The organism is Pseudomonas sp. B21_DOA (assembly GCA_030544685.1).
Lineage (GTDB): Bacteria > Pseudomonadota > Gammaproteobacteria > Pseudomonadales > Pseudomonadaceae > Aquipseudomonas > Aquipseudomonas fluorescens_AO.
The window spans coordinates 4755321-4777310 of record CP086683.1 but is presented as its reverse complement, the minus strand read 5'-3'; the positions used below and the strand labels follow the sequence as shown (position 1 = coordinate 4777310).

Here is a 21990-nt window from a genome sequence, read left to right as displayed (position 1 = left end):
TGATTTTTCATCGGGCGGCCGATCAGCGCGGCCAATTTAGGCACTTCGCCGGCCCTCGACAAACGATGAAAATTCGCACGAGCCATTAGAAAAATTTGAGGCAACGCATGATTCGACCGCAACTGCCGCTCAACGCTCTGCGCGCGTTTGAAGCCTCGGCGCGCCACCTGAGCTTCACCCGTGCTGCCGTCGAGTTGTGCGTGACACAAGCGGCGGTGAGCCATCAGGTCAAAAGCCTGGAAGCGCAACTCAACCTGACCCTGTTCAAACGCCTGCCCCGTGGGCTGATGCTGACCAGTGAAGGCGAAACCTTGCTGCCGGTGCTCAGCACCTCATTCGATCATATTGCACAGATGCTCGAGCGTCTGGCCGGGGGCAGTATCGCGACATGCTGACGGTCGGCGCAGTGGGCACGTTTGCCGTGGGCTGGTTGTTGCCGAGGCTGGCGGACTTTCGGGGGAAATATCCGCTTATAGATTTACGTCTGTCGACCAATAACAACCGGGTGGATGTGGCGGCGGAGGGACTGGATTATGCGATTCGTTTCGGTGCTGGCGCCTGGCATGGCATTGAGGCGACACGCTTGCTCGATGCGCCATTGTCGGTGTTGTGCGTGCCGGAGATTGCCCGGCAACTGCGCTCGCCGGCTGACTTGTTGCAGCAGACCTTGCTGCGTTCCTATCGCACCGATGAATGGCCAGAGTGGTTTCACGCGGCAGGTTTGGCGACGCAGGCCGCGCCACCGCAAAGCATCGTGTTCGATTCGTCGCTGGCGATGATGGAAGCCGCATTGCAGGGCGGCGGGGTGGCGTTGGCGCCACCGCTGATGTTCGCCCGGCAACTGGCAGCAGATGCGATTTGCCAGCCGTTTGCGATCGAGATCACCACCGGCAGTTACTGGCTGACGCGGTTGCAATCGCGAGCGGAAACGGTGGCGATGAAAGCGTTCAAGGCGTGGTTGCTGCAAATTTCTGCCTGATTCACCTCATTCCCTGTGGGAGCTGGCTTGCCAGCGATGGGGTCGCAATGGCCAACATTGATGCTGGCTGACCCACCGCTATCGCTGGCAAGCCAGCTCCCACAGGTTTATCAGTTGAATTACAGGGCCGGGCTTTAATCCTCGATTTTTCTCACCGCACCAGACACGGCCGCTTGTTATCGAATTTCCACCCCGGAATCAGGAACCGCATTGCCACGCTGTCATCCCGCGCGCCGAGGCCCATGCCTTTGTACAGTTCGTGGGCCTTGGCCACTTGATCCATGTCCAGCTCCACGCCCAGCCCGGGTTTTTCGGCACCTGCACGAGACCATCGACAATCTGCAGCGGTGCCTTGGTCAGGCGCTGGCCGTCCTGCCAGATCCAGTGGGTGTCGATGGCGGTGATCTCGCCCGGTGCGGCGGCGGCGACGTGGGTGAACATGGCCAGGGAAATATCGAAGTGGTTGTTGGAATGCGAGCCCCAGGTCAGGCCCCACTCATGGCACATCTGCGCGACGCGTACCGAACCCTGCATGGTCCAGAAGTGCGGGTCGGCCAGCGGGATGTCCACTGACTGCAACTGAATCGCGTGGCCCATTTCACGCCAGTCGGTGGCGATCATGTTGGTCGCGGTTTTCAGCCCGGTGGCGCGGCGGAATTCAGCCATGACTTCGCGCCCGGAATAACCGTTTTCGGCACCGCACGGGTCTTCGGCGTAGGCGAGCACGTGATGCTGATCGCGGCACAAACGGATCGCCTCTTTCAGTGACCAGGCGCCGTTCGGATCGAGGGTAATCCGCGCGTCTGGGAAGCGCTCGGCCAGTGCCGTCACCGCTTCGATTTCGGCATCGCCACTGAGCACGCCGCCCTTGAGTTTGAAATCCTTGAAACCGTACTTGGCGTGCGCGGCCTCGGCCAGGCGCACCACTGCTTCGGCGGTCATGGCTCTCTCGTGGCGGACACGGAACCAGTCGTTGTCGGCATCCGGTTCGCTGCGATAGGCCAGATCGGTTTCGTGTTGATCGCCAACGTAAAACAGATAACCGAGCATCTTCACTTCGTCGCGTTGCTGGCCTTCACCGAGCAGCGCCGCCACCGGCACGTCGAGATGCTGGCCGAGCAGGTCGAGGAGGGCGGCTTCCAGGCCGGTGACCGCGTGAATGGTGATGCGCAGGTCGAACGTCTGCAGGCCACGGCCACCGGCATCGCGGTCGGCGAAGGTCTGGCGCACCTGGTTGAGGATCTTCTGGTAGGTGCCGATGGGGCTGCCGACCACCAGATTGCGCGCGTCTTCCAGGGTCTGGCGAATGCGCTCGCCACCGGGCACTTCGCCGACGCCGGTGTGGCCGGCGTTGTCCTTGAGGATGACGATGTTGCGGGTGAAAAACGGCCCGTGGGCGCCGCTCAGGTTGAGCAGCATGCCGTCGTGACCGGCCACCGGAATCACTTGCATGTCGGTGATGATCGGAGCTTTGGCGGTGTCATGAACAGTCATTGTTGTTTTCCTTGTCGAGACGAAGTCAGGCGTGTTTCGGCGCGGCGTCGGCCACAGCCTTTTCAGCAGCGGGTTTGGGCGTGGTGCGCGCGGCGAAGACGATGATTGCGGCGATGATCGAAGTCGCGGCCAGACCATAGAGGCCGCCCTGGATCGAGCCGGTGTGTTGCTCCAGCAGGCCGAAGGTGGTCGGCGCGACGAAGCCGCCTAGGTTGCCCACCGAGTTGATCAGCGCGATCACTGCCGCCGCGATACGAGCGTCCAGATAAGCCTGGGGAATCGGCCAGAACAGCGACGAGGCGGATTTGAAACCCAGTGCCGCAAAGCAGATCGCGACGAAGGCAAAGATCGGCCCGCCCGTGGTGGACATGAACATGCCGGCTGCGGCGATCAACAGGGCAGTGGCGACCCAAGCTTGTTGATGTTTCCACTTCGCCGACAGCGAGGCGAAGGCGTACATGCCGACGATCGACAGCAACCATGGAATCGAGTTGAACAGGCCGACCTGCACGTCGCTGAGTTCGCCCATCTTCTTGATGATGCTCGGCAGCCAGAAGGTCGCCGCGTAAATGGTCAGCTGAATGAAGAAGTAGATCAGGCAGAACAGAATGATCTGCCGGTCCTTGAGCAGTTTGCCCAGCGACGGCCGGATCGGCGTCGCGGCTTCGCGGGCCTTTTGCTCGTCGTCGATGGCGCTGACCAGCGCATCCTGTTCGGCGCGGCTCAGCCATTTTGCGTCGTGGGGTTTTGCATCCAGCCAGAACCAGACAAAGACGCACAGGCACACCGAGAACATCCCCTCGATGAAGTACATCCACTGCCAGCCGTGCATGCCCAGGCCATTGATCTGCAGTAGCAGGCCGGACAGCGGACCGGAGATCAGCGAGGCCACGGCCGAGCCGCTGAGAAAGATCGCGATCGCCTTGCCACGCTCGACGCCTGGCAGCCAACGGGTGAAGTAATAGATCACCCCGGGAAAGAATCCGGCCTCGGCGACACCGAGCAGGAAACGCAAAATGTAGAAGTGGGTTTCGTTCTGGATGAACGCCATGCAGGCGGCGACTATGCCCCAGGTGAACATGATGCGGGTCAGCCAGATGCGTGCGCCGACTTTTTGCAGAAGCATGTTCGAAGGCACTTCGAACAGCGCGTAACCGATAAAGAACAGCCCGGCGCCGAAGCCATAGGCGGCAGCACCAATGCCCAGATCGGTTTCCATGTGGGTGCGGACGAAACCGATGTTCACCCGGTCAATGTAATTGACGATGAACATGATCACGAAGAGCGGCAGGACGTGGCGTTTGACTTTGGAGATGGCTGAGGCGAGCGTCGGATCAACGCTTTCCTGCATCCCCGAGATGGAGGTTTTCACTGATGTTTCTCCCACTGATTATTTTTATGCGGGTAGGACCGGGTGCTGCGTTGTTGATAGACATCATACAACTGGGCTATTTTGTCCTACAAGTGGGCGGAGGTGATTAAATTCTTATGAGCGTTCGGATTTTTATACGAAAATTCAGTTATACGCCGTATTTATTGGGCGATTGGCAAGCATGATGGGGCGCCCCTTTGGACTTATGGTTGGGGTGCGCGTAGGCAGGCCGCTTAACAGACCTGAGTTAATTGAGTGTTGTCATACAAGTTGTGGGGGCTCTCAACCGCTAAAATCAATCTCAACCGTCATCCCGCAGTGTTACGATCGGCAAGCCCCGATCTCCGGAACTGACCATGCAAGAAGACCTCGACGCCCCCGCGCGCAAACGCACGCACAATCTCGCTCATGACCTGGTGGAAAAGCTCACCCAGAGCATCCTGCTCGGACAACTGTCGCCCGGTGACAAACTGCCGTCGGAGAATTCCATCGTTCAGGAACACGGGGTCAGCCGCACGGTGGTGCGCGAGGCGATTTCCAAGTTGCAGGCCTCGGGGCTGGTCGAGACGCGCCATGGCATCGGTACCTTCGTGATCGAGCGCGCAGCGGAGCAGGGCCTGCGCCTGAATGTCGACACGGCGCTCGGTGTGCGCAGCATCCTCGAATTGCGCATGGGTCTGGAGACGCAAGCGGCGGCGTTGGCCGCGCAGCGACGCAGTGAGCAGCAGTTGCAGCAAATGCGTCAGGCGCTGGATGACTATCAACGGCTGCTGGCCAACAACGACAGTTGCGTGGAGGCCGATCGGCGTTTTCATCTGTTGATCGCCGAGGCCACCGGCAACGCTTGTTTCAGCGAGATCATGCAGCACTTGGGCAACGCGATGATCCCGCGCAATCGGCTGAATGCCGCCGAACGCGGCGCGGCGGATCTGAGCAAGCTCGGACACTTGGCGAATCTGGAACACGAGGCGATTCTGAATGCGATCAAGCGTCAGGACGCCGATGCCGCCCGCGCCGCCATGTGGCTGCACCTGACCAACAGTCGCGATCGCTTTATCGCCCAGGGCTGATGCCGCTGGTCTGATCTACCGCACGCCCTCGACATCCGCGCTTCCAAGTAATACGTCCTGGATAATCCGGGCCTGTATTGTGAGGTGCAGCATGGCTGATGACGCACTTGTTCCCGGTGGCATGGCGCCCACCGACCAGACCCGCCCCGTATCCGGCACCGACGAGCCGACGCTGAGCGATCACGATGCGCCGCCGGGGATGGACCCGGGGCGCGATCCACTGAGCGATGCCGACCGTCCGGACGACTGGAAGGATCCGCCGGATGACGACGATGTACCGCCGGCGGATGAGCCGACACCGTTGTCGGATGATATGCGCTGAGGTCTGGATTTTTCGCGAGCAGGCTCCCACAGGGAATTTGCGTCATCCACTGTGGGAGCGAGCCTGCTCGCGAAGACGGCATCGGATTCACAGCAGATTCACGCCTTGGTCTCAACTGCCCGAACGACCCCAGGCCCACGCTCCAGATTCAACGCCAACACACTGATCAACACCACCACCGCCCCCATCAGAACCATCAACGTCGGCCGTTCCCCCAATCCCCACGACGCGATTCCCATGGCTGTCGGCGGTATCAGATACAAAGTCATCGTCGCTCGGCTCAAATCCACATGCTTGAGCACGAAGCCCCAGGCCAGATACGCCAGAGCGCTGGGAAACATCCCCAACATCAGCACCGCCCACTGCGCACGCGCCGGCGCCTGCATCACGGCGTCAGCCAGCCCCGGCAGATAAATCAGCAACAGCAACGTCCCCGACCACACCGCGTAGCAGCCCAGGCTGAAACCGTCATACCGCCGCGCATGATGCTTTTGCAGGGCGAAATAGATGCTCCAGGAAAGCGCCGCCAACAAAATCAGCAAGCCATGGGCATCGATAGCGCCCAGGCCTCTATCGCCACTGACCACGATCACCACGCCGACAAATCCAAGCAACACGCAACCCCAGCGCCAGATGCTGACGCAGTCCTCAAAGACGAATCGCGCCAGCAGCGTGCTGAACAGCGGGCTCGATTGCGCCAGCACGCTGGAAGCCCCGGCACTGATGTTTTGCTGGCCGATGTTCAGGGCGACGTGATGCAGGCTGACGGCAAAGAAGCCCAAGGCAAACAGCAACGGCACATCGCGCCACTGCGGCAGGCGAATGCCCTTGACGATGGCGATCAGCGCCATCAACAGCGAGGCCAGCAGAAAACGCAGCAAGGCCAGATGTCCGGGCTCATACCCTTGCAAGCCGATGTGAATGCCAGTAGGCGAATAGCCCCAGCAGCCGATGACAAACGCCATGGCCAGGATAATTTTGCAGTTAGAAGTTGAAGTCATGATCGAGGCACCAAGGCAGTGGATGCGCCGAGTATCCGGGCGCCCGATCATTCGTCACAACTGACTTATACTGCGCTGACTGTTCACTCAGAGTGATGATTATGGAGCTGGCGCAAATCCGCATGTTCAAGACTGTGGCCGAAGTCGGCAGCATTGCTCGCGCCGCCGAAAAGCTGTTCTGCGTGCCATCGAATATTACTGCGCGGATCAAAGCGCTGGAGACCGAATTGGGCGTAGCGCTGTTCTTGCGCGAGGGGCGCGGGTTGCGCATCAGCCCGGCGGGGCAGACCTTTCTGGTTTATGCGGAAAAGATTCTGGCGCTGACCGTCGAAGCCAAACGCGCGCTCGACCCGGCCGCCGAGCCGTCCGGACCGCTGCGTATTGGCGCGATCGAGTCCTCGGCGACCGGGCGCTTGCCGCGGCTGCTGGCGAAATTCCACAAGCGCTACCCGCAAGTCGCACTGGAACTGACCACCGGAACCTGGAGCCAGTTGCTCGACGACACTGTCAACCATCGTCTCGATGGCGCGATCGTGGCGGTGGATGTCGAACGTGCTCAGCTCAGACGTACGCCGATGTATCGCGAGGAGTTATTGCTGATCGCTTCGACGTCATTCGGACCGGTGCGTGGCATCGCGGATCTGCAAGACAAAACCGTATTCATGTGGCCGCAGGGGTGCCCGTACCGCGCGGCACTTGAGCATTGGTTGCTGCGTCAGGGGCAGGCGCTGCCGATTGTCAGTCTGGCCAGTTACGGAGCGATTGTCGGCTGCGTCAGCGCCGGTGCCGGGGTGGCGCTGGTGCCCAAGGGCGTGTTCGAGCAGTACGCCAAAGGTGCGGGCTGCGTGGGTCATGAATTTGCCGAACTGACGGCGATCGAGAATTTGTTTTACTGGCATGAGAATGCAGGCGTGCACCCCGCGCGGGAGGCGTTTGTGGGGATGTTGCGGGAGGAGTTTGCCGACGCAAGGTTGCGACAGTGATCGTTGTCGGATGATAGGTGCTGAGGTCTGGTGTTTTTGCTGAGTTCGCCGGCCTCTTCGCGAGCAGGCTCGCTCCCACAGGGAGTTTTTGTCATTCACTGTGGGAGCGAGCCTGCTCGCGAAGACGGCATCGGCTTCACCAGCAAATCACGGCCATGCTGCGATTGCCAGACAGGATCGCCAGTCAACCAACTCGCAAATCCCGCATCAACAACCCAAAGCGCAAGTCCACCGCGTCCGGTATCGGCACGTACACCGTATGCCCGTCCCCCGGCGCCACTTTGATCGCTTGGCCGCTGACACTCTGCAACTCATGCAGATCAAAATGGAAATTGCCCTTGGGCGTCATCAGTTCCAGATGATCGCCTACGGCAAAACGATTCTTCACTTTCACCTCGGCCAGGCGATCCCGGCGCTCGCCGGTCAGCTCGCCAACGAACTGCTGACGCTCCGACACGGAACTGCCGTGCTGGTAGTTCTGATATTCGTCATGCACATGGCGGCGCAGAAAACCTTCGGTGTAGCCGCGCTGGGCCAGCGACTCCAGATCCAGCATCAGGCTGCGATCAAACGCGCGCCCGGTCACCGCATCATCAATCGCCCGGCGATACACCTGCGTGGTGCGTGCGCAGTAGAAGTGCGATTTGGTCCGGCCCTCGATCTTCAGCGAATGCACGCCCATGCGCGTCAGCCGCTCGACATGCTGCACGGCGCGCAGGTCCTTGGCGTTCATGATGTAGGTGCCGTGTTCGTCTTCGAAGGCTGGCATCAATGCCTCGGGCCGGTTGGTTTCCTGCAACAGAAAGACCTGGTCGGTCGGTGCGCCGAGGCCTAGCGTAGGCTCGGGTTGAAAGGTCTGGACGATCTCGCCGAGCTGGTTTTGCGTGGCTTCCTGCGCCGTGTATTTCCAGCGGCAGGCGTTGGTGCAGGTGCCCTGATTGGCATCGCGTTTGTTCATGTAACCGGACAGCAGGCAGCGCCCGGAATAGGCCATGCACAGCGCGCCATGCACGAATACTTCCAGCTCCATGCCTGGCACCTGCTCGCGGATTTCACCGATTTCTTCCAGGGACAGTTCGCGCGAAAGAATGATCCGGCTCAGCCCCTGTTGCTGCCAGAACTCGACGCTCGCCCAATTCACCGTATTGGCCTGTACCGACAGGTGAATCGGCATCTGCGGATAATGCCGGCGCACCAGCATGATCAGGCCCGGATCGGACATGATCAGCGCATCCGGGGCCATCTCGATCACCGGCGCCAGGTCCTTGAGGAACGTCTTCAGTTTGGCGTTGTGCGGGGCGATGTTGACCACCACGTAGAAGCGCTTGCCCTGCGCCTGCGCCTCTCGAATGCCCAGCGCCAGGTTGGCGTGGTCGAATTCGTTGTTGCGCACCCGCAGGCTGTAGCGCGGCTGGCCGGCGTAGACCGCATCGGCGCCGTAGGCGAAGGCGTAACGCATGTTTTTCAGGGTGCCGGCGGGGCGAGAAGCTCGGGGGCAATGAGAGTCTGCATTTGGCTGTCGGTCGCAAAAGCCGCGCAGGGTAGGGCAGCTGTTGCGAGGGTTTATTGATCTGGATCTATGCTCCATGAATAAACATGGCACTCGCGCGCGCGGCGGCTGACTAAGTGGGGCGGGCGTGCGTGACGCCTGACTGACATGGACCGGATATGAACGAAAAGAGTCTGCAATTCAAATCCCTGACAGTGCTGCTGGTGCTGGTCACGGTGGCCTTTATCTGGATTCTGCTGCCGTTTTACGGCGCGGTGTTCTGGGCTGTGATCCTCGGCATTCTGTTTGCGCCGGTGCAGCGCAAGGTGCAGCTGAAATTCGGCTGGCCACGCAACGTGACCTCGCTGTGCACCTTGAGCCTGTGCCTGGTGATCGCGATTCTGCCAGTGATCATCGTCAGCATCCTGCTGGTGCAGGAAGGCGCGACGGTTTACAAGAACATCGAAAGCGGTGAGTTGGACATCGCCGCCTATCTGGCGCAGTTCAAGCACAGCCTGCCGCCGTACTTTCAGCACTTGCTCGACCGCTTCGGCATGGGCGAACTCGACAGCCTGCGCGAGAAAATCGTCAAAACGGCGATGCAGGGCAGCCAGGTGCTGGCGACTCAGGCGTTCAGTTTCGGCCAGGGCACGTTTGAATTCGTGGTGAGCTTTTTCATCATGCTGTATCTGCTGTTTTTCTTTCTGCGAGACGGCCCCGAGCTGGCGCGCAAGATGCGCACCGCCGTGCCACTGGAGGAAAACCACAAGCGTCGTCTGCAACTGAAGTTCAACCGCGTGGTGCGCGCGACGGTCAAGGGCAACGTGGTAGTGGCCGTGACCCAGGGTGCGCTGGGCGGGCTGATCTTCTGGTTTCTCGACATTCCCAGCGCGTTGCTGTGGGCGGTGCTGATGGCGTTTCTGTCGCTGTTGCCAGCAGTGGGCGCGGGGATTGTCTGGGCGCCGGTGGCGGTGTACTTCCTGCTCAGCGGGATGATCTGGCAGGGTGTGGTGCTGGGCTTGTTCGGCGTATTCGTGATCGGCCTGGTCGATAACGTGCTGCGCCCGATCCTGGTGGGCAAGGACACGAAAATGCCCGATTACCTGATTCTGGTGTCGACCCTGGGCGGCCTCGCGGTCTTCGGCCTCAACGGCTTTGTGATCGGGCCGCTGATTGCCGCATTGTTCCTGTCGAGCTGGGCGCTGTTCGTCGAGACCAAGCCCAAGGTGCAGCTGCCTTAGGCATGAAAAGTGTTGCTGGCGACTTGTTGCGACAAGGCCTGTGCTGCTGGCAAGGAGGTGAGCGGGCCGCTGATCGGCTCGCCATCGCGCACCAGATACCAGCAAGCGAGCAAACCGGATGCACGCAGCGAAGCGGAACTGCGCTGCCGATCACCGACATGATTTGAACCTGTGCCATGGGAAAACCTCCATCAAACTGATGGGGCTACCTTAGGGATTTGCCGGCACGACGGACAATCAACGCTTTCGATAGTGGTCATTGATGCCAGTGAGGTCTGGCGTCATTCCACCACTTGATCGAGCATGTGCATGACTTCGCGTTCATTGAGCAGGCCCTTGTGCACAAGGTTTTCGGCGAGCAGGGACAGCAGCTTGGCGCAGCGATGGCCTTCCAGGTGCTTGAGCTCGGTGAGCGCGCTGTAGACCTTGCTCGAGGTGCACAGACCAACGATGCGGTGCGGGTTTTGGGTGGGCATACAGTCGTCCTTGTTGTTATCGATCTGTTGTTTACGGACGGATTCAGATTGCGGTTCCGTCATGACAAAGTGGTGACCGTTTGATGAAAAAAGCCCAACGGTCGATTCCATCATGCCGACTTTAGCTGCTCACACTGTCCTCACAGCGACCTCGGCGCGATTTTTTCAGACCCTCGCCGACCAGCGGTCATAAAAAGCCCCGCTCGAAAGCAGGGCTCTGCGTTGCGCTTACCAGCGTGGACCGCCGTAGTAGCCATGCGGGCCACCGTAGTAGCCGTGGGGACGGCCGTAATAACCACGAGGCGGGCCGTAATAGACGGGGGCCGGCTGGACGTAGACCGGTTGTTGTACATACACCGGCGCGGGTTGGTAGTAGACCGGTGGCGGCGGTTGCTGCACGTAGACCGGTTGCGGCTGAACATAAACCGGTTGTTGTTGCACATACACCGGCCGATCCTGGTTGATCAGTGCCGAGCCGATGATGGCCGAGCCGACAATCGCGCCAAACACTGCAGGGCCCTGCCAGCCATGGCCACCACCCGCTTCAGCCTGGCCGGTGACGGCAAGTGCGCCAATCAACAAAGCCATGATGGGAAGTTTACGAATCATGATAAGTCCTCGGTTCTTCGACCCGGCGCCGCGGCCTGAATCAGGCCTACAGTTGTCGCGGGGATACAGCTAAGACAGCAAAATTGCGAAATTCAGCACAGCCGCTGGGTAAATTTTGTGTAAGGTCTGTAGCGGCTTCTTTACCCGGCTGCGCGGCGCCACAAACAAGCCTCAATGATGATTCAGAACCCGGTGGGCTGGCCAATCCCGTCCATCCGAAAGTGCGTTTGAAGGAGAAGTTTCATGCAGATGAACCCGAACAAAGACACCCAATTGTGCATGTCCCTGTCCGGGCGGCCGGGGAATTTCGGTCTGCGTTTTCACAACCATTTGTATGAACAGCTGGGCCTGAATTTCTATTACAAAGCGTTCAGCAGCCAGGACCTGACCGGCGCGGTCGGTGGCATCCGGGCGCTGGGCATTCGTGGCTGCGGCGTGTCGATGCCGTTCAAGGAAGCCTGCATTGCGCTGGTCGATGAGCTGGATGCGTCGGCGGCGGCGATCCAGTCGATCAACACCATCGTCAACACTGGCGGCCACCTCAAGGCCTACAACACCGATTACATCGCCGTCGCGCAATTGCTGGAAAGCCACGCGGTGCCGAAAGATTCGACCTTCGCCCTGCGTGGCAGCGGCGGCATGGCCAAAGCGGTGGCCAGCGCCCTGCGCGATGGTGGCTACAAGAACGGTTTGATTGTCGCCCGTAACGAACGCGCCGGACGCGCCCTGGCGGATTCGCTGGGTTATCGCTGGCAGGCCGAGCTGGGTGACGAGCGCCCGCAGATGCTGATCAATGTCACCCCGGTAGGCATGGACGGCGGGCCGGAGGCGGGGCAACTGGCGTTCGAACCTGAAGTGATCAAAGCGGCTGAGACTGTATTCGACGTGGTGGCGATCCCTTCGGAAACACCGCTGATCGTGCGTGCGCGGGCCGAGGGCAAGCGAGTGATCACCGGGCTTGAGGTGATCGCGATTCAGGCGCTCGAGCAGTTTGTGCTGTACACCGGGGTGCGGCCGAATGAGGCGCAGTTTGCGGCGGCGGTGGATTTTGCGCGCAGCTGAGTGATTTCTGTAGTGGCTGCGGGGGCGTCATCGCTGGCAAGCCAGCTCCCACAGGGGCTGGAGTGATGCAGAAATTGCAGTCGACCGCGGATTTGTGGGAGCTGGCTTGCCTGCGATGAATTCAATTCGGTTTATCTGGTTGTCTATTATTCAAAACCAGCACGCACAGACGTGCCCATCACAAAAACCTTAAACGAGGCCGCCCATGCATCCGCCCATCCTCAACCTCAACGAGGTCGAACTCGAAGCCCTACCCGAAGCCCTCGCGCCGCAAGGCGATACCGCCGGGCGTTATCAGCAGCGTATCGCGCGGATCGGTCAGCAACTGGGTGCGCAGAAACTCGGTTATCGCCTCTATGCGCTGCCGCCGGGCATGCGCGGCAGTCCATTCCACAGCCATCGGGTCAACGAGGAAATGTTCTACGTGGTGGCCGGGGAGGGCGAGGTGCGGTTGGGAGACGAGCGCTTTCCGATCCGCGCCGGTGATGTGATCGCCTGCCCACCCGGCGGACCGGAGAAGGCACATCAGATCATCAATACCAGCGCGGGCGAACTGCGTTATCTGGCGGTGAGCACTCAGCAGCAGCCGGAGATCTGCGAGTATCCGGACTCGAACAAGTATGCGGTGATGGATAATTTCGCGGTGGATGCCGACGGCAATGCCTCGGGTTTTGTCGCTGTCGCGCGGCAGGTGGATGGGGTGGATTATTGGGATGGGGAATGAAGCGGGCAGCTGAATATCGCGCAGACCCTGTGGAGCGAGCCTGCTCGCGAAGGCGGCGGGTCAGTCGCCATGTTCGTTGACTGATTCGACGCTTTCTCGAGCAGGCTCGCTCCCACATTGGCTCTGTGGTAATTATTCGAGGCGGGCCAGGCGTTCTTCCAGTGCTGCGATCCGTGCTTCCAGCTCTTCGATACGCTCCAGTGAAACGCCACCGCTCGATCGCTCCCCAGGATTTTGCCGCGCCGTCAGGATCGCTTCGATATCCGCCGGATCGCCGAGGGCATGGGTATAACGGTCCTCACGCTGCCCGGCCTGACGCGGAATCAATACCGCCAGTCCGCGTGCAATCAGGCGTTCAAGCTGATGCACGACCTGCTCGGCGTCTTCGAACTCGTGCATGCGCCCGCTGCGGGTCAGCAGTTCGTTGACGGTCTGCGGACCGCGCAGAAACATCAGACCCGTCAGAATCACCTGCGCCGGCACCAGTTCCAGCGCCTTGTCGACCTTGTGCTCCCAGCGGTCGGCACGGCTGCCCATTACCAGCCGGGTGAAACCACGCCCCTCCAGCGCCCGCAGGCTCTGGCCGACCTGGCCCTGATTGAGGTTCATCACCGGTTCGCGGCTGGTTTTCTGATTGCAGGCCAGCACCAGTGCGTTGAGGGTCAGCGGGTAGGTTTCCGGGCTGGTGGCCTGTTTTTCGATCAGCGCACCGAGAATGCGGATTTCCGTGGCATTGAGCCGTGGCTGTTCGGAGGTGGATTCTTGTTCGTTGCTCATCGCGCGTTCCCTCTGCAGTCGAAGCCGCCTAGCCTAATCCTTGCCAAACAAAAGGCAAGCCGTGTGCTCATCAAGCATGGCTATAATCGCCACCACGTATTACCCAGCCATCACATGAGACTGCCATGACCATTTCACTGTACGCCGCATCCGTCCCGGTTTTTCAACAAATGCTCAACGCCCTGAGCGATGTGCTGAAAAAGGCTGAAGCCCACGCCAGCGCGAAAAACATCGACCAGAGCGTCTTCCTGCAAGCGCGTCTGTACCCGGACATGTTCCCGCTGGTGCGTCAGGTGCAGATCGCCGTGGATTTCGCCAAAGGCGTGTCGGCGCGTCTTGCCGAAGTCGACCTGCCGAAGTACGACGACACTGAAACCACCTTCGCCGAGCTGCAAGCGTTGATCGCCAAGGTCCTGGCCTTCATTGGCGAGATCAAGCCAGAGCAGATCGATGGCAAGGAAGGCATCGAAATCGTCACCCGTCCGGGCACGCCGAAAGAGAAGCGCTTCAGTGGTCAGGCGTATCTGCTGACTTACGGCTTGCCGCAGTTCTTCTTTCACGTCACCACCACCTATGCGTTGCTGCGTCATAACGGCGTGGAAGTGGGCAAGCGCGATTACATGGGCGCGTTCTAAACACCCCGATACGAAAAAGCCCGCCAAGGTTCGCGCCTTGGCGGGCTTTTGTTTGATCGTTCCCACGCGCAGCAAAGGAATGCAGCCCGGGACGCTCTGCGTCCCATTCAGAGCCGAACGCGGAGCGTCCGTTGAGGCATTCCCACGCAGAGCGTGGGAACGATCTGTAAACTCCCGGGCTTCCGCTTCTCCTATGGCAGCGATTACGCGCGCTGAGCCTTCTCTTCTTCGCCCAGGCAAGCCGCCGCTGTAAACAGCACGTCAGTCGACGAGTTCAGCGCGGTCTCCGCCGAATCCTGCAGCACGCCAATAATGAAACCCACCGCCACGACCTGCATGGCGATCTCGCTCGGGATGCCGAACAGGCTGCACGCCAGCGGAATCAGCAGCAGCGAACCGCCGGCCACACCCGAAGCACCACAGGCGCAAATCGCGGCGACGACGCTGAGCAGGATCGCGGTCGGGATGTCCACGGCGATGCCCAAGGTGTGCACCGCCGCCAGGGTCAGCACGGTAATGGTGATCGCCGCACCGGCCATGTTGATGGTCGCGCCGAGCGGGATCGATACCGAGTAGGTGTCTTCGTGCAGGCCCAGGCGTTTGCTCAATTCCAGGTTGACCGGAATGTTCGCCGCCGAACTGCGGGTGAAGAACGCGGTGATGCCACTTTCGCGCAGGCACATCAGCGTCAATGGATACGGGTTGCGGCGCAGCTTCCAGAACACGATCAGCGGGTTCATCACCAGCGCGACGAACAGCATGCAACCCAGCAGCACCGCCAGCAGGTGCGCGTAGCCGAGCAGCGCGCCGAAACCGGAGGTGGCCAGTGTCGACGCGACCAGGCCGAAGATGCCCAGCGGCGCGAAGCGAATCACCACACGGACGATCACGGTAACGCCGTTGGACAAGTCACCGAGCACTTCGCGAGTGGTATCGCCGGCGTGGCGAATGGCGATGCCCATGCCGATTGCCCAGGCCAGAATGCCGATGAAATTGGCATTCATCAACGCGCTGACCGGGTTGTCGACGACGCTCAGCAACAGGCTTTGCAGCACTTCGCCGATGCCGCCGGGCGCAGTCACGGCCACGTTCTCGGTGGACAACACCAAATTCGACGGGAAGGCCATGCTGGCGACCACGGCCACCACCGCAGCGCTGAATGTGCCCAGCAAATAAAGGAACAGGATCGGGCGGATGTGGGTTTCCTGACCGTGCTTGTGGTTGGCGATCGAAGCCATCACCAGCACGAACACCAGAATCGGCGCCACGGCTTTCAACGCCGAGACAAACACCTTGCCGATGAACGCAGTGGACTTCGCCAGCTCAGGTGCAATCAGGGCCAGGGCAATACCAGCGATCAGACCAATGACGATCTGGGTCACCAGACTCAGGCGTTTCAGGCGTTGCAGTAACGAAGGGGATGAAGCGGTCATAGCGGCATCTCTGTTTTTTATAGGGTGCGAAGCGTCGTGGGCAGTCACGAAACGCCTGTCGAAGTGACATCAACGCCGCCAAACGGCACGTTGAACAGCTGTACGATTTTCAGGGCGCGGACTTTATCACAGCGTAGGCGTGAACCTTCAGGCCTGTGACGATCTGCCACCGGATCGGCCCGGCAGATCGGCAGTTTTGGGCAACTCAGTGCCGGCACAGTCTGTTAAGCTTCGCCATCCTCATTTTCAAGTTCTGCCAGCGGGCCTCCGGGTCATCGCTGGTGTCGTCGTTTTGCTGGAGTTGCGCATGCTGTTGCCTATTCTTCTGTTGTCCGCTGCCGGGTTCACGGTGCTGACCACGGAATTCGTCATTGTCGGCCTGTTGCCGGCGATTGCCCGAGACCTCGAAGTCAGCATCCCGCAAGCCGGGCTGCTGGTGACGTTGTTTGCCTTTACCGTGGCGCTGTTCGGCCCGTTCCTGACCGCTTATTTCGCCCGTTTCGAGCGGCGCAAACTGTTTATAAGCATCCTGATCATGTTCGGTCTGGCCAATACCGTGGCGGCGTTGGCGCCGAACATTTGGGTGATGGCCATTGCGCGGTTGATTCCGGCGTTGGGTTTGCCGGTGTTCTGGGCCTTGGCCAGTGAAACCGCCGTCGACATCGTCGGCCCGGATTTCGCCGGTCGCGCCATCGCCAAGATCGGCTTCGGTATCGTCTGCGCCACGGTGTTTGGCATTCCGGTCGGCACGCTGATTTCCGACGCATTCGGCTGGCGCAGCGCATTCGGCATTCTCGCGCTGATCGCGTTTGCCAAAGCCTTGCTGCTGTTTGTCTACCTGCCGAAAACCAGTCTGCACCAGCATCAGGTCAGCTTCCGTTCGCAGTTCAAGATCCTGCGCAGCCCGCTGATGCTCGGCCATATCTTGTTGTCGATTCTGGTGTTCAGCGGCATGTTCACCGCTTACACCTACCTTGCGGACATCCTCGAACGACTTGCCGGTTTCAACGGCACCGTGGTCGGCTGGTGCCTGATGGCGTTTGGCGCCGTCGGGCTGATCGGCAACTCGCTCGGCGGGCGAGCGGTGGATCGGCATCCGCTGGGGGCGTCGGTGTTGTTCTGTGCGTTCATGATCGCCGGCATGGTCTCGCTGGTGCCAAACATTCATTCGCCAGTAGGCCTGGCGGTGGCGATGGGCATCTGGGGTGTAACCCAGGCGGCGTTGTTCCTGGTCAGCCATGTGCGCCTGATGAAAGCTGCGCCGCAAGCGCCTGCGTTTGCCGCGTCGCTGAACATCGCCGGAGCCAATCTCGGTATCGGCCTGGGCGCGATAGTCGGCGGCCGGGTGATCGACAGTGCCGGGCTGGGCTTTCTGGGCTTTGCCGCTGCCGGCTTCATTTTGCTGTCGGTGTTCCTCGCCATGGTGCTGATGACGCTGAAGCCGCGTGAAGTCTGCGCTTCATAACCCGGTAAACAACTCGCGTCGGGCACCCTCGGTAATCGCTACGATGCCAGGGTGCTTGACTTTGCGCTCCACCGAAATCGCATAGAACGACTCGCTCACCGCGTCGGTCTGGCCGATCAACTCGACGCCGTACTGGCGCTTCACTTCCTCGGCAATCACGCTCGGGCCGATAAAGATCCTGCTGCCGGATTGGCCGAAGGCCTGCATCAAAGCACTGTCATCGAATTCGCCGACAATCTGCGGCTGGATCTGCTGTTCGGCGAACCAGCGCTGCAAACGGCTGCGCACCACGGTTTCCGCGCCGGGAATCAGCAGCGGCGCGCCATGCAGACTGCGCGGGAAATCCTGGCCATACTGCGCGGCGAGTTCGGCGGTGGCGAAAAACTGATCCCGCATTCACCGAGCTTCTGGCTGTAGCCTTTGATGTCCAGATGCGAAGGCATCGGGCTGTCGGAAATCACCAGATCCAGACGCTGAATGGCCAGATCGGCGAGCAGGCGCTCGAGCTTGTCTTCGCGGCAGGTGATGCGCAGCGGCTCGCTCAACTCCATGGTCGGCGCGATCAGGCGATAAACAATCGATTTGGGCACCACGTCGGCGACGCCGACGCGAAAGAGGATCTGCTGCTCGTTGGGCTGCGCTCGCAGCATCAGCTCCAGCTCGCCGCCCAGTTGAAACATCTGCTCGGCGTAGGGCAGGGCCTGGCGCCCGGCTTCGGTGAGCTCCAGCTGGCGGCCGACACGACGAAACAGTTCCACGTTAAAGGTTTGTTCGAGCAGGGAGATCTGCCCGCTGATGGTCTGCGGTGTCAGGTTCAGTTGCTCGCAGGCGCGGACAATGCTGCCGGTCTTGGCCACGACCCAGAAGTAATGCAGTTGGCGGTAGTTGAGCATGTTGATCGTCGCTTCGTGAAAACCGAAGTATAGCCGCTAAAAATACGAATTTTCCTGAACTGTCCATCTCCCTAGAATGCCCAGCCATCGACGGCCGGTGTGCGCGCCTGTCTGTTCATTCGAAGGAAACCTTATGAAATACACATTTCCCGCAGTGATGTTTGCGTCTTTACTGGTTCTGGCCGGTTGCGATCAGGCAGAAAAAGCGCCCAACAATTGATGGGCGCGGCGGCTGAAACCGCCAAGCAAGCGATCGACGACACCCACAAGGCCGCCGAGCAAGCGCTCAGCGATGCCACCGGTGGCTTGATCCAGAAGAAAGAAACACCGGAAAAACAGGCGGAAGAATCCGAATCTTCCTCCAAGACCATCTGAACCGTCTTACACAGAGTCAGGACTGACCCATGGAATATCTGTTAGAACTCGCCGCCAGCCCCACCGCTTGGGTTGCTTTGGCCACATTGGTGGTAATGGAAATCGTGCTCGGCATCGATAACCTGATCTTTATCTCGATCCTGACCAACAAACTGCCCGAACAGCATCGGCAGAAGGCGCGCCGTATCGGTATCGGCATGGCCCTGATTCTGCGTCTGGCGTTGTTGAGCACCATCGCGTTCATCGTGCAGTTGACCGAGCCTGTGATCGAGATCCTTGGCCAGGCGTTCTCCTGGAAGGACATGATCCTCATTGCCGGTGGTCTGTTCCTGGTGTGGAAAGCCACGACCGAGATCCATCACAGCATGGACCCGTCGCCAGAAGATCCGAAGACTGCGGCTTCTACCGTAACGCTGGGTTTTGCTGCGGCTATCGGTCAGATCCTGATGCTCGACATGGTGTTCTCGATCGACAGCATCATTACCGCTGTCGGCATGACCGAACACTTGCCGATCATGATCATCGCGGTAGTAGTGTCGGTGCTGGTGATGCTGCTCGCGGCTGATCCGCTGGCCAAGTTCATCAACGACAACCCGACCGTGGTCATGCTGGCGCTGGGCTTCCTGATCATGATCGGCATGACGCTGATCGCCGAAGGCTTCGGCGCCCACGTACCGAAAGGCTATGTGTACGCGGCCATGGCATTCTCGGCGGGTATCGAAGTGTTGAACATGATGTCGCGCCGGGCGAAGCAGAAGAAGGTTGCTCAGCAGGCGTAATTGCTGAGAACACAAAAAACCGCCTGGGCTGGTTGAGCTCAGGCGGTTTTTTTATTCACCTTTGCTGAGTTATCGAGAGCGCGCTGCTGCTGAGCGCTCTCATGAGGGAAGGACCTTGTTGGTCTTCAATGCGCAGCAATGTGCCGCACTGGGTGCTTCTCTGTTTTCTCAACCGGCATCGTCTGCACCGGATGATGATGGCGTCGCGAAATCCGCAGCACGCCCCACAACATGGCAGTCGCCACGGCCAGCCAGCCGGCTATCAACATCACGATGGTCATGGTCAGGCTCATTGGTGCCTCCTCTTCGCCCTGCATCGGGCGCCCGCTTTTCGCAATTCGCTCTATTTCAGTGACAGTCTAGTCAATGGGGTGTTTCAAGCTATTGACCAAAGGTCGTTAGCGACCAATCAGTTTGCTCTATGCAATCGCAGAGTCTGCGGTTTAAGGCTATACCGCGGGCGGGTGCGGCTCTATGATCGCTGGCGTTGCCGGAACACGATGACCGGCGTCTGGATGAGAGTGGCGATGGTGCGGGTATTTTCTCGAGTGAGTGGGGCGCTGCTGGTCGCCGTTTGTGTGGCGGCGCTGAGCGGATGTGCAGGCAATGTGGCGCCGCAAGTCAAACGCTTGCCGGAGCGGGTTGAGCTCAGCGGCACTTTCTATCGCGGCGAAGCCAACCAGAGTGGGCCACAGGTGCTGGCCAGTCTGCTGTCGCAACAAGGCATCGTGATCACCCCGGGCCTTCTGGAAAAACCGCTGCACTTGCCGGGCGCTGAGGACAAGCTGCAGCAGAATATGCAGAACCTTGCCCGCGAATATGGCCTGGTGGTCTATCCGCTCGACAGCAACCTGCCAGCGTTGCTGACCCAGGTTGCGGCCGGCTATCCAGTCATGGTGCGTTTCAGTGAGGGTTCGGCATTCTGGGCCGAGCCGCGTTACGCGATCCTGTCCGGCTACGACCGCAATAAACAGAAGGTCCTGCTGCGCGCCGGCATGAATCGTCGGCAGTTGATGGATTTTGGCAGCTTCGAGTCGGCGTTTGACAAGGCCGGTGGCTGGGCGATCCTGATTCAGAAACCGTCGCAGATCCCGGCAGACGTCGATCGCTCCCGTTGGCTGAAAGCCGCCGATGACCTGGCGCAGGCCGGTGAAGAAAACGCTGCGGCGCAGGCGCGAAAGGCCCTTGCGGCGCAATAGACCTCCGTTCGTCATCTGCCGGGCACGACTGCGCCCGGCGAGCCTCTGAAGATTAATGCCCGTGCTTCGCGGGTGAATCAAGGAGGCAACATGGCAGATTCCCCAACCCCGAAAGGTCCGCATTCGTCCGAACATTCCTCCGGCGATGATCTGGGATTCGACCCGGATTCGCCCGACCTTGACGATCCGCAAGTCGATCCGGTCGGGCCGGCGAAGGCGCCACTGGATATCGAGCGCGGTGAAGATCCTAAGAAGCCGGCCAAGCCCTACGACCCGTTGGGCGATCTGAAACCTTGATGTGAGGTGCGTATGAGTACCGATTCAAGCTTCGATGACCACAAACCGGACAGCGTGCCGACCACGCCGGAGCCAAAGGTTGACCCGGTGCTCGATCCGGACAGCCCGATGCGCGATCCACTGGCGCGGCCCAACGTGCTGACACCGGACGTTTCGCCAGAGCCGAGCTCGGGCGATGGCATCCCCGATGACGACAAAATGCCGCTGCCCAACGACTGATGCGCAGACGAAAAAAGCCCCGAAGATTCGGGGCTTTTTCATGACCGCTGGACCTACTTGGCCGCTTCGACCACGCCGCTCTGACGGCTCTTGAGGTTCTTGTCGGCTTTATATTGCTGCGCCACCGCGGGAACAGTGGCGCTGCGTCCGGTTTCCACCCAGCTGCGGATACGGCTGGCATCGGCAAAATGCGTGTACTTGCCAAAGGCGTCGAGAATCACCAGCGCGACCGGACGGTTGCCCATCTTCGTCACCAACACCAGGCAATGGCCGGCCGGGTTGGTGAAACCGGTCTTGGTGATCTTGATATCCCAATCAGCCTTGTTGACCAAATGATCGGTATTGCGAAAGCCCAAGGTGTAGTTGGGCTTACGGAACGCCACGGTCTTTTCCTTGGTGGTGGTCAGTTGCACAAGAAGCGGTTGCTTGTGCGCGGCCACCAGTAATTTGCTCAGGTCGCGGGCGGTGGAAACGTTGCGCTCGGACAAACCGGTCGGCTCGACGAAGTGCGTGCTGGTCATGCCCAGCGCCTTGGCCTTGGCGTTCATCGCCGCGATAAAAGCCGCATAGCCGCCCGGATAGTGGTGGGCAAGACTCGCGGCAGCGCGGTTTTCCGATGACATCAAGGCGATCAGCAGCATCTCGCGGCGCGGCAGCTCACTCTTGAGTTTGACCCGGGAGAACACACCCTTCATTTCCGGGGTGTTCCTGATGTCGACATCGATCCATTCGTCCATGTTCTGTCGAGCTTCCACCACCACCAGGCCAGTCATCAGCTTGCTGACGGAAGCGATCGGCACGATCACGTCAGGGTTGCTGGAATAGATGACTTTGTTGGTCTGCATATCCATGAGCAGGGCGCTGCCGGACGCGATCTTCAAAGTCGAAGCGTCACGTGGGACAGCGGTGGTTTCCGCAGCGTTGATCGTTGGCGTGATGAATGTGCCTGTAACAGCAAACAACAGGCTCAGAATCGAGAGACGAATATTCACGCGGGCGAACTCTGAAAGGTTGGATATACCGTTAGTTTGTAACGGGTTATTTCTTAAAACCGGCGCATTTTAGGATTATGGCTGAAGAACTGTCGATGGTTGTT

At 60.0% G+C, this 21990-nt stretch carries 21 protein-coding genes and 5 pseudogenes; 14 read left to right on the top strand and 12 right to left on the bottom strand.

Features of this window, described 5'->3' with window-relative positions:
• The first annotated feature begins 107 nt into the window (after positions 1-107).
• Positions 108-979, top strand: a pseudogene (locus tag LJU32_22005) (LysR family transcriptional regulator).
• 151 nt (positions 980-1130) lie between these two features.
• On the opposite strand, the pseudogene gudD reads toward LJU32_22005, so the two are convergent.
• Together gudD and LJU32_21995 are read right to left on the bottom strand one after the other, a co-directional pair.
• Positions 1131-2473, bottom strand: a pseudogene (gene gudD / locus LJU32_22000) (glucarate dehydratase).
• Between the two features lie 25 nt (positions 2474-2498).
• Positions 2499-3845 carry an MFS transporter gene (locus tag LJU32_21995; GenBank protein ID WKV88158.1) on the bottom strand — a complete coding sequence of 449 codons (1347 nt, stop codon included), beginning with the start codon at positions 3843-3845 and terminating at the stop codon, positions 2499-2501.
• Positions 3846-4201: 356 nt separating this feature from the next.
• On the opposite strand from LJU32_21995, the gene LJU32_21990 reads away from it, so the two are divergent.
• Positions 4202-4915: a FadR family transcriptional regulator gene (locus LJU32_21990; protein WKV88157.1), complete on the top strand. Its 714-nt coding sequence runs from the start codon at positions 4202-4204 to the stop codon at positions 4913-4915.
• Between the two features lie 91 nt (positions 4916-5006).
• Positions 5007-5237 (top strand): hypothetical protein, encoded by a 231-nt coding sequence (locus tag LJU32_21985; GenBank protein WKV88156.1) that lies wholly within the window; start codon positions 5007-5009, stop codon positions 5235-5237.
• A 98-nt stretch (positions 5238-5335) separates the two neighbouring features.
• Here the strand turns inward: LJU32_21985 and LJU32_21980 are convergent, their stop codons facing one another.
• Positions 5336-6238, bottom strand: a complete 903-nt coding sequence (locus LJU32_21980; protein WKV88155.1) for a DMT family transporter — start codon at positions 6236-6238, stop codon at positions 5336-5338.
• A gap of 101 nt (positions 6239-6339) precedes the next feature.
• Between LJU32_21980 and LJU32_21975 the strand changes: the two genes are divergently transcribed.
• Positions 6340-7221 (top strand): LysR family transcriptional regulator, encoded by an 882-nt coding sequence (locus LJU32_21975; protein ID WKV88154.1) that lies wholly within the window; start codon positions 6340-6342, stop codon positions 7219-7221.
• 184 nt (positions 7222-7405) lie between these two features.
• On the opposite strand, the gene yegQ is transcribed toward LJU32_21975, so the two are convergent.
• Positions 7406-8761, bottom strand: coding sequence for a tRNA 5-hydroxyuridine modification protein YegQ (yegQ, locus tag LJU32_21970; GenBank protein WKV91169.1), 1356 nt, complete (start codon positions 8759-8761; stop codon positions 7406-7408).
• A 128-nt stretch (positions 8762-8889) separates the two neighbouring features.
• Between yegQ and LJU32_21965 the strand changes: the two genes are divergently transcribed.
• Positions 8890-9951 (top strand): AI-2E family transporter, encoded by a 1062-nt coding sequence (locus LJU32_21965; GenBank protein WKV88153.1) that lies wholly within the window; start codon positions 8890-8892, stop codon positions 9949-9951.
• Here LJU32_21965 and LJU32_21960 read toward each other — a convergent pair.
• From LJU32_21960 to LJU32_21950, 3 genes and pseudogenes are all read right to left on the bottom strand, one after another.
• A pseudogene (locus LJU32_21960) lies at positions 9948-10129 on the bottom strand (hypothetical protein). The gene LJU32_21965 and the pseudogene LJU32_21960 sit on opposite strands and share 4 nt — an antisense overlap.
• 103 nt (positions 10130-10232) lie before the next feature.
• Positions 10233-10427, bottom strand: a complete 195-nt coding sequence (locus tag LJU32_21955) for a hypothetical protein (protein WKV88152.1) — start codon at positions 10425-10427, stop codon at positions 10233-10235.
• A 228-nt stretch (positions 10428-10655) separates the two neighbouring features.
• On the bottom strand, positions 10656-11036 hold the full coding sequence (locus tag LJU32_21950) for a hypothetical protein (protein ID WKV88151.1): 381 nt from the start codon (positions 11034-11036) through the stop codon (positions 10656-10658).
• 243 nt (positions 11037-11279) lie between these two features.
• On the opposite strand from LJU32_21950, the gene LJU32_21945 reads away from it, so the two are divergent.
• A complete protein-coding gene (locus tag LJU32_21945; GenBank protein WKV88150.1) occupies positions 11280-12098 on the top strand; it encodes a shikimate 5-dehydrogenase in 819 nt (272 codons plus the stop codon).
• A gap of 205 nt (positions 12099-12303) precedes the next feature.
• Positions 12304-12822 (top strand): cupin domain-containing protein, encoded by a 519-nt coding sequence (locus LJU32_21940; GenBank protein WKV88149.1) that lies wholly within the window; start codon positions 12304-12306, stop codon positions 12820-12822.
• A gap of 132 nt (positions 12823-12954) precedes the next feature.
• Here LJU32_21940 and LJU32_21935 read toward each other — a convergent pair whose 3' ends face one another.
• Positions 12955-13599 (bottom strand): DUF480 domain-containing protein, encoded by a 645-nt coding sequence (locus LJU32_21935; GenBank protein ID WKV88148.1) that lies wholly within the window; start codon positions 13597-13599, stop codon positions 12955-12957.
• 125 nt (positions 13600-13724) lie between these two features.
• Between LJU32_21935 and LJU32_21930 the strand changes: the two genes are divergently transcribed.
• Positions 13725-14234 carry a DUF1993 domain-containing protein gene (locus LJU32_21930; protein WKV88147.1) on the top strand — a complete coding sequence of 170 codons (510 nt, stop codon included), beginning with the start codon at positions 13725-13727 and terminating at the stop codon, positions 14232-14234.
• 203 nt (positions 14235-14437) lie between these two features.
• On the opposite strand, the gene sstT is transcribed toward LJU32_21930, so the two are convergent.
• The gene (gene sstT / locus LJU32_21925; GenBank protein WKV88146.1) at positions 14438-15667 is read right to left on the bottom strand and encodes a serine/threonine transporter SstT; all 1230 of its coding nucleotides are present in this window, start codon (positions 15665-15667) and stop codon (positions 14438-14440) included.
• 307 nt (positions 15668-15974) lie between these two features.
• Between sstT and LJU32_21920 the strand changes: the two genes are divergently transcribed.
• Positions 15975-17132, top strand: a complete 1158-nt coding sequence (locus LJU32_21920) for an MFS transporter (GenBank protein WKV88145.1) — start codon at positions 15975-15977, stop codon at positions 17130-17132.
• Here LJU32_21920 and nhaR read toward each other — a convergent pair.
• A pseudogene (gene nhaR, locus LJU32_21915) lies at positions 17127-18025 on the bottom strand (transcriptional activator NhaR). The gene LJU32_21920 and the pseudogene nhaR overlap by 6 nt on opposite strands.
• Positions 18026-18158: 133 nt before the next feature.
• Here nhaR and LJU32_21910 point away from each other — a divergent pair.
• Positions 18159-18400, top strand: a pseudogene (locus tag LJU32_21910) (hypothetical protein).
• Between the two features lie 29 nt (positions 18401-18429).
• Positions 18430-19179 carry a TerC family protein gene (locus tag LJU32_21905; protein ID WKV88144.1) on the top strand — a complete coding sequence of 250 codons (750 nt, stop codon included), beginning with the start codon at positions 18430-18432 and terminating at the stop codon, positions 19177-19179.
• 125 nt (positions 19180-19304) lie between these two features.
• On the opposite strand, the gene LJU32_21900 is transcribed toward LJU32_21905, so the two are convergent.
• Positions 19305-19472 (bottom strand): hypothetical protein, encoded by a 168-nt coding sequence (locus LJU32_21900; GenBank protein WKV88143.1) that lies wholly within the window; start codon positions 19470-19472, stop codon positions 19305-19307.
• Positions 19473-19706: 234 nt separating this feature from the next.
• Here LJU32_21900 and LJU32_21895 point away from each other — a divergent pair, with 234 nt between their 5' ends.
• From LJU32_21895 to LJU32_21885, 3 genes are all read left to right on the top strand, one after another.
• Positions 19707-20378 (top strand): peptidase C39 family protein, encoded by a 672-nt coding sequence (locus LJU32_21895; GenBank protein ID WKV91168.1) that lies wholly within the window; start codon positions 19707-19709, stop codon positions 20376-20378.
• A gap of 90 nt (positions 20379-20468) precedes the next feature.
• Entirely contained in the window at positions 20469-20675 is a 207-nt protein-coding gene (locus LJU32_21890; protein WKV88142.1) for a DUF6021 family protein, read from the top strand.
• A 12-nt stretch (positions 20676-20687) separates the two neighbouring features.
• A complete protein-coding gene (locus tag LJU32_21885; protein ID WKV88141.1) occupies positions 20688-20894 on the top strand; it encodes a hypothetical protein in 207 nt (68 codons plus the stop codon).
• A gap of 53 nt (positions 20895-20947) precedes the next feature.
• Here the strand turns inward: LJU32_21885 and pbpG are convergent, their stop codons facing one another.
• Positions 20948-21886: a D-alanyl-D-alanine endopeptidase gene (pbpG, locus tag LJU32_21880; protein WKV88140.1), complete on the bottom strand. Its 939-nt coding sequence runs from the start codon at positions 21884-21886 to the stop codon at positions 20948-20950.
• Positions 21887-21990: the final 104 nt, after the last annotated feature.

Excerpts from the sequence above, each read along its gene's own strand:
- LJU32_21885 (WKV88141.1), top strand. The coding sequence starts at position 20,688 with ATGAGTACCGATTCAAGCTTCGATGACCACAAACCGGACAGCGTGCCG.
- LJU32_21935 (WKV88148.1), bottom strand. The coding sequence starts at position 13,599 with ATGAGCAACGAACAAGAATCCACCTCCGAACAGCCACGGCTCAATGCC.
- LJU32_21895 (WKV91168.1), top strand. The coding sequence starts at position 19,707 with ATGGTGCGGGTATTTTCTCGAGTGAGTGGGGCGCTGCTGGTCGCCGTT.
- LJU32_21965 (WKV88153.1), top strand. The coding sequence starts at position 8,890 with ATGAACGAAAAGAGTCTGCAATTCAAATCCCTGACAGTGCTGCTGGTG.
- LJU32_21980 (WKV88155.1), bottom strand. The coding sequence starts at position 6,238 with ATGACTTCAACTTCTAACTGCAAAATTATCCTGGCCATGGCGTTTGTC.
- LJU32_21950 (WKV88151.1), bottom strand. The coding sequence starts at position 11,036 with ATGATTCGTAAACTTCCCATCATGGCTTTGTTGATTGGCGCACTTGCC.
- LJU32_21900 (WKV88143.1), bottom strand. The coding sequence starts at position 19,472 with ATGAGCCTGACCATGACCATCGTGATGTTGATAGCCGGCTGGCTGGCC.
- LJU32_21890 (WKV88142.1), top strand. The coding sequence starts at position 20,469 with ATGGCAGATTCCCCAACCCCGAAAGGTCCGCATTCGTCCGAACATTCC.
- LJU32_21945 (WKV88150.1), top strand. The coding sequence starts at position 11,280 with ATGCAGATGAACCCGAACAAAGACACCCAATTGTGCATGTCCCTGTCC.
- LJU32_21940 (WKV88149.1), top strand. The coding sequence starts at position 12,304 with ATGCATCCGCCCATCCTCAACCTCAACGAGGTCGAACTCGAAGCCCTA.
- LJU32_21985 (WKV88156.1), top strand. The coding sequence starts at position 5,007 with ATGGCTGATGACGCACTTGTTCCCGGTGGCATGGCGCCCACCGACCAG.
- LJU32_21990 (WKV88157.1), top strand. The coding sequence starts at position 4,202 with ATGCAAGAAGACCTCGACGCCCCCGCGCGCAAACGCACGCACAATCTC.
- LJU32_21920 (WKV88145.1), top strand. The coding sequence starts at position 15,975 with ATGCTGTTGCCTATTCTTCTGTTGTCCGCTGCCGGGTTCACGGTGCTG.
- sstT (WKV88146.1), bottom strand. The coding sequence starts at position 15,667 with ATGACCGCTTCATCCCCTTCGTTACTGCAACGCCTGAAACGCCTGAGT.
- LJU32_21905 (WKV88144.1), top strand. The coding sequence starts at position 18,430 with ATGGAATATCTGTTAGAACTCGCCGCCAGCCCCACCGCTTGGGTTGCT.
- LJU32_21955 (WKV88152.1), bottom strand. The coding sequence starts at position 10,427 with ATGCCCACCCAAAACCCGCACCGCATCGTTGGTCTGTGCACCTCGAGC.
- LJU32_21930 (WKV88147.1), top strand. The coding sequence starts at position 13,725 with ATGACCATTTCACTGTACGCCGCATCCGTCCCGGTTTTTCAACAAATG.
- LJU32_21975 (WKV88154.1), top strand. The coding sequence starts at position 6,340 with ATGGAGCTGGCGCAAATCCGCATGTTCAAGACTGTGGCCGAAGTCGGC.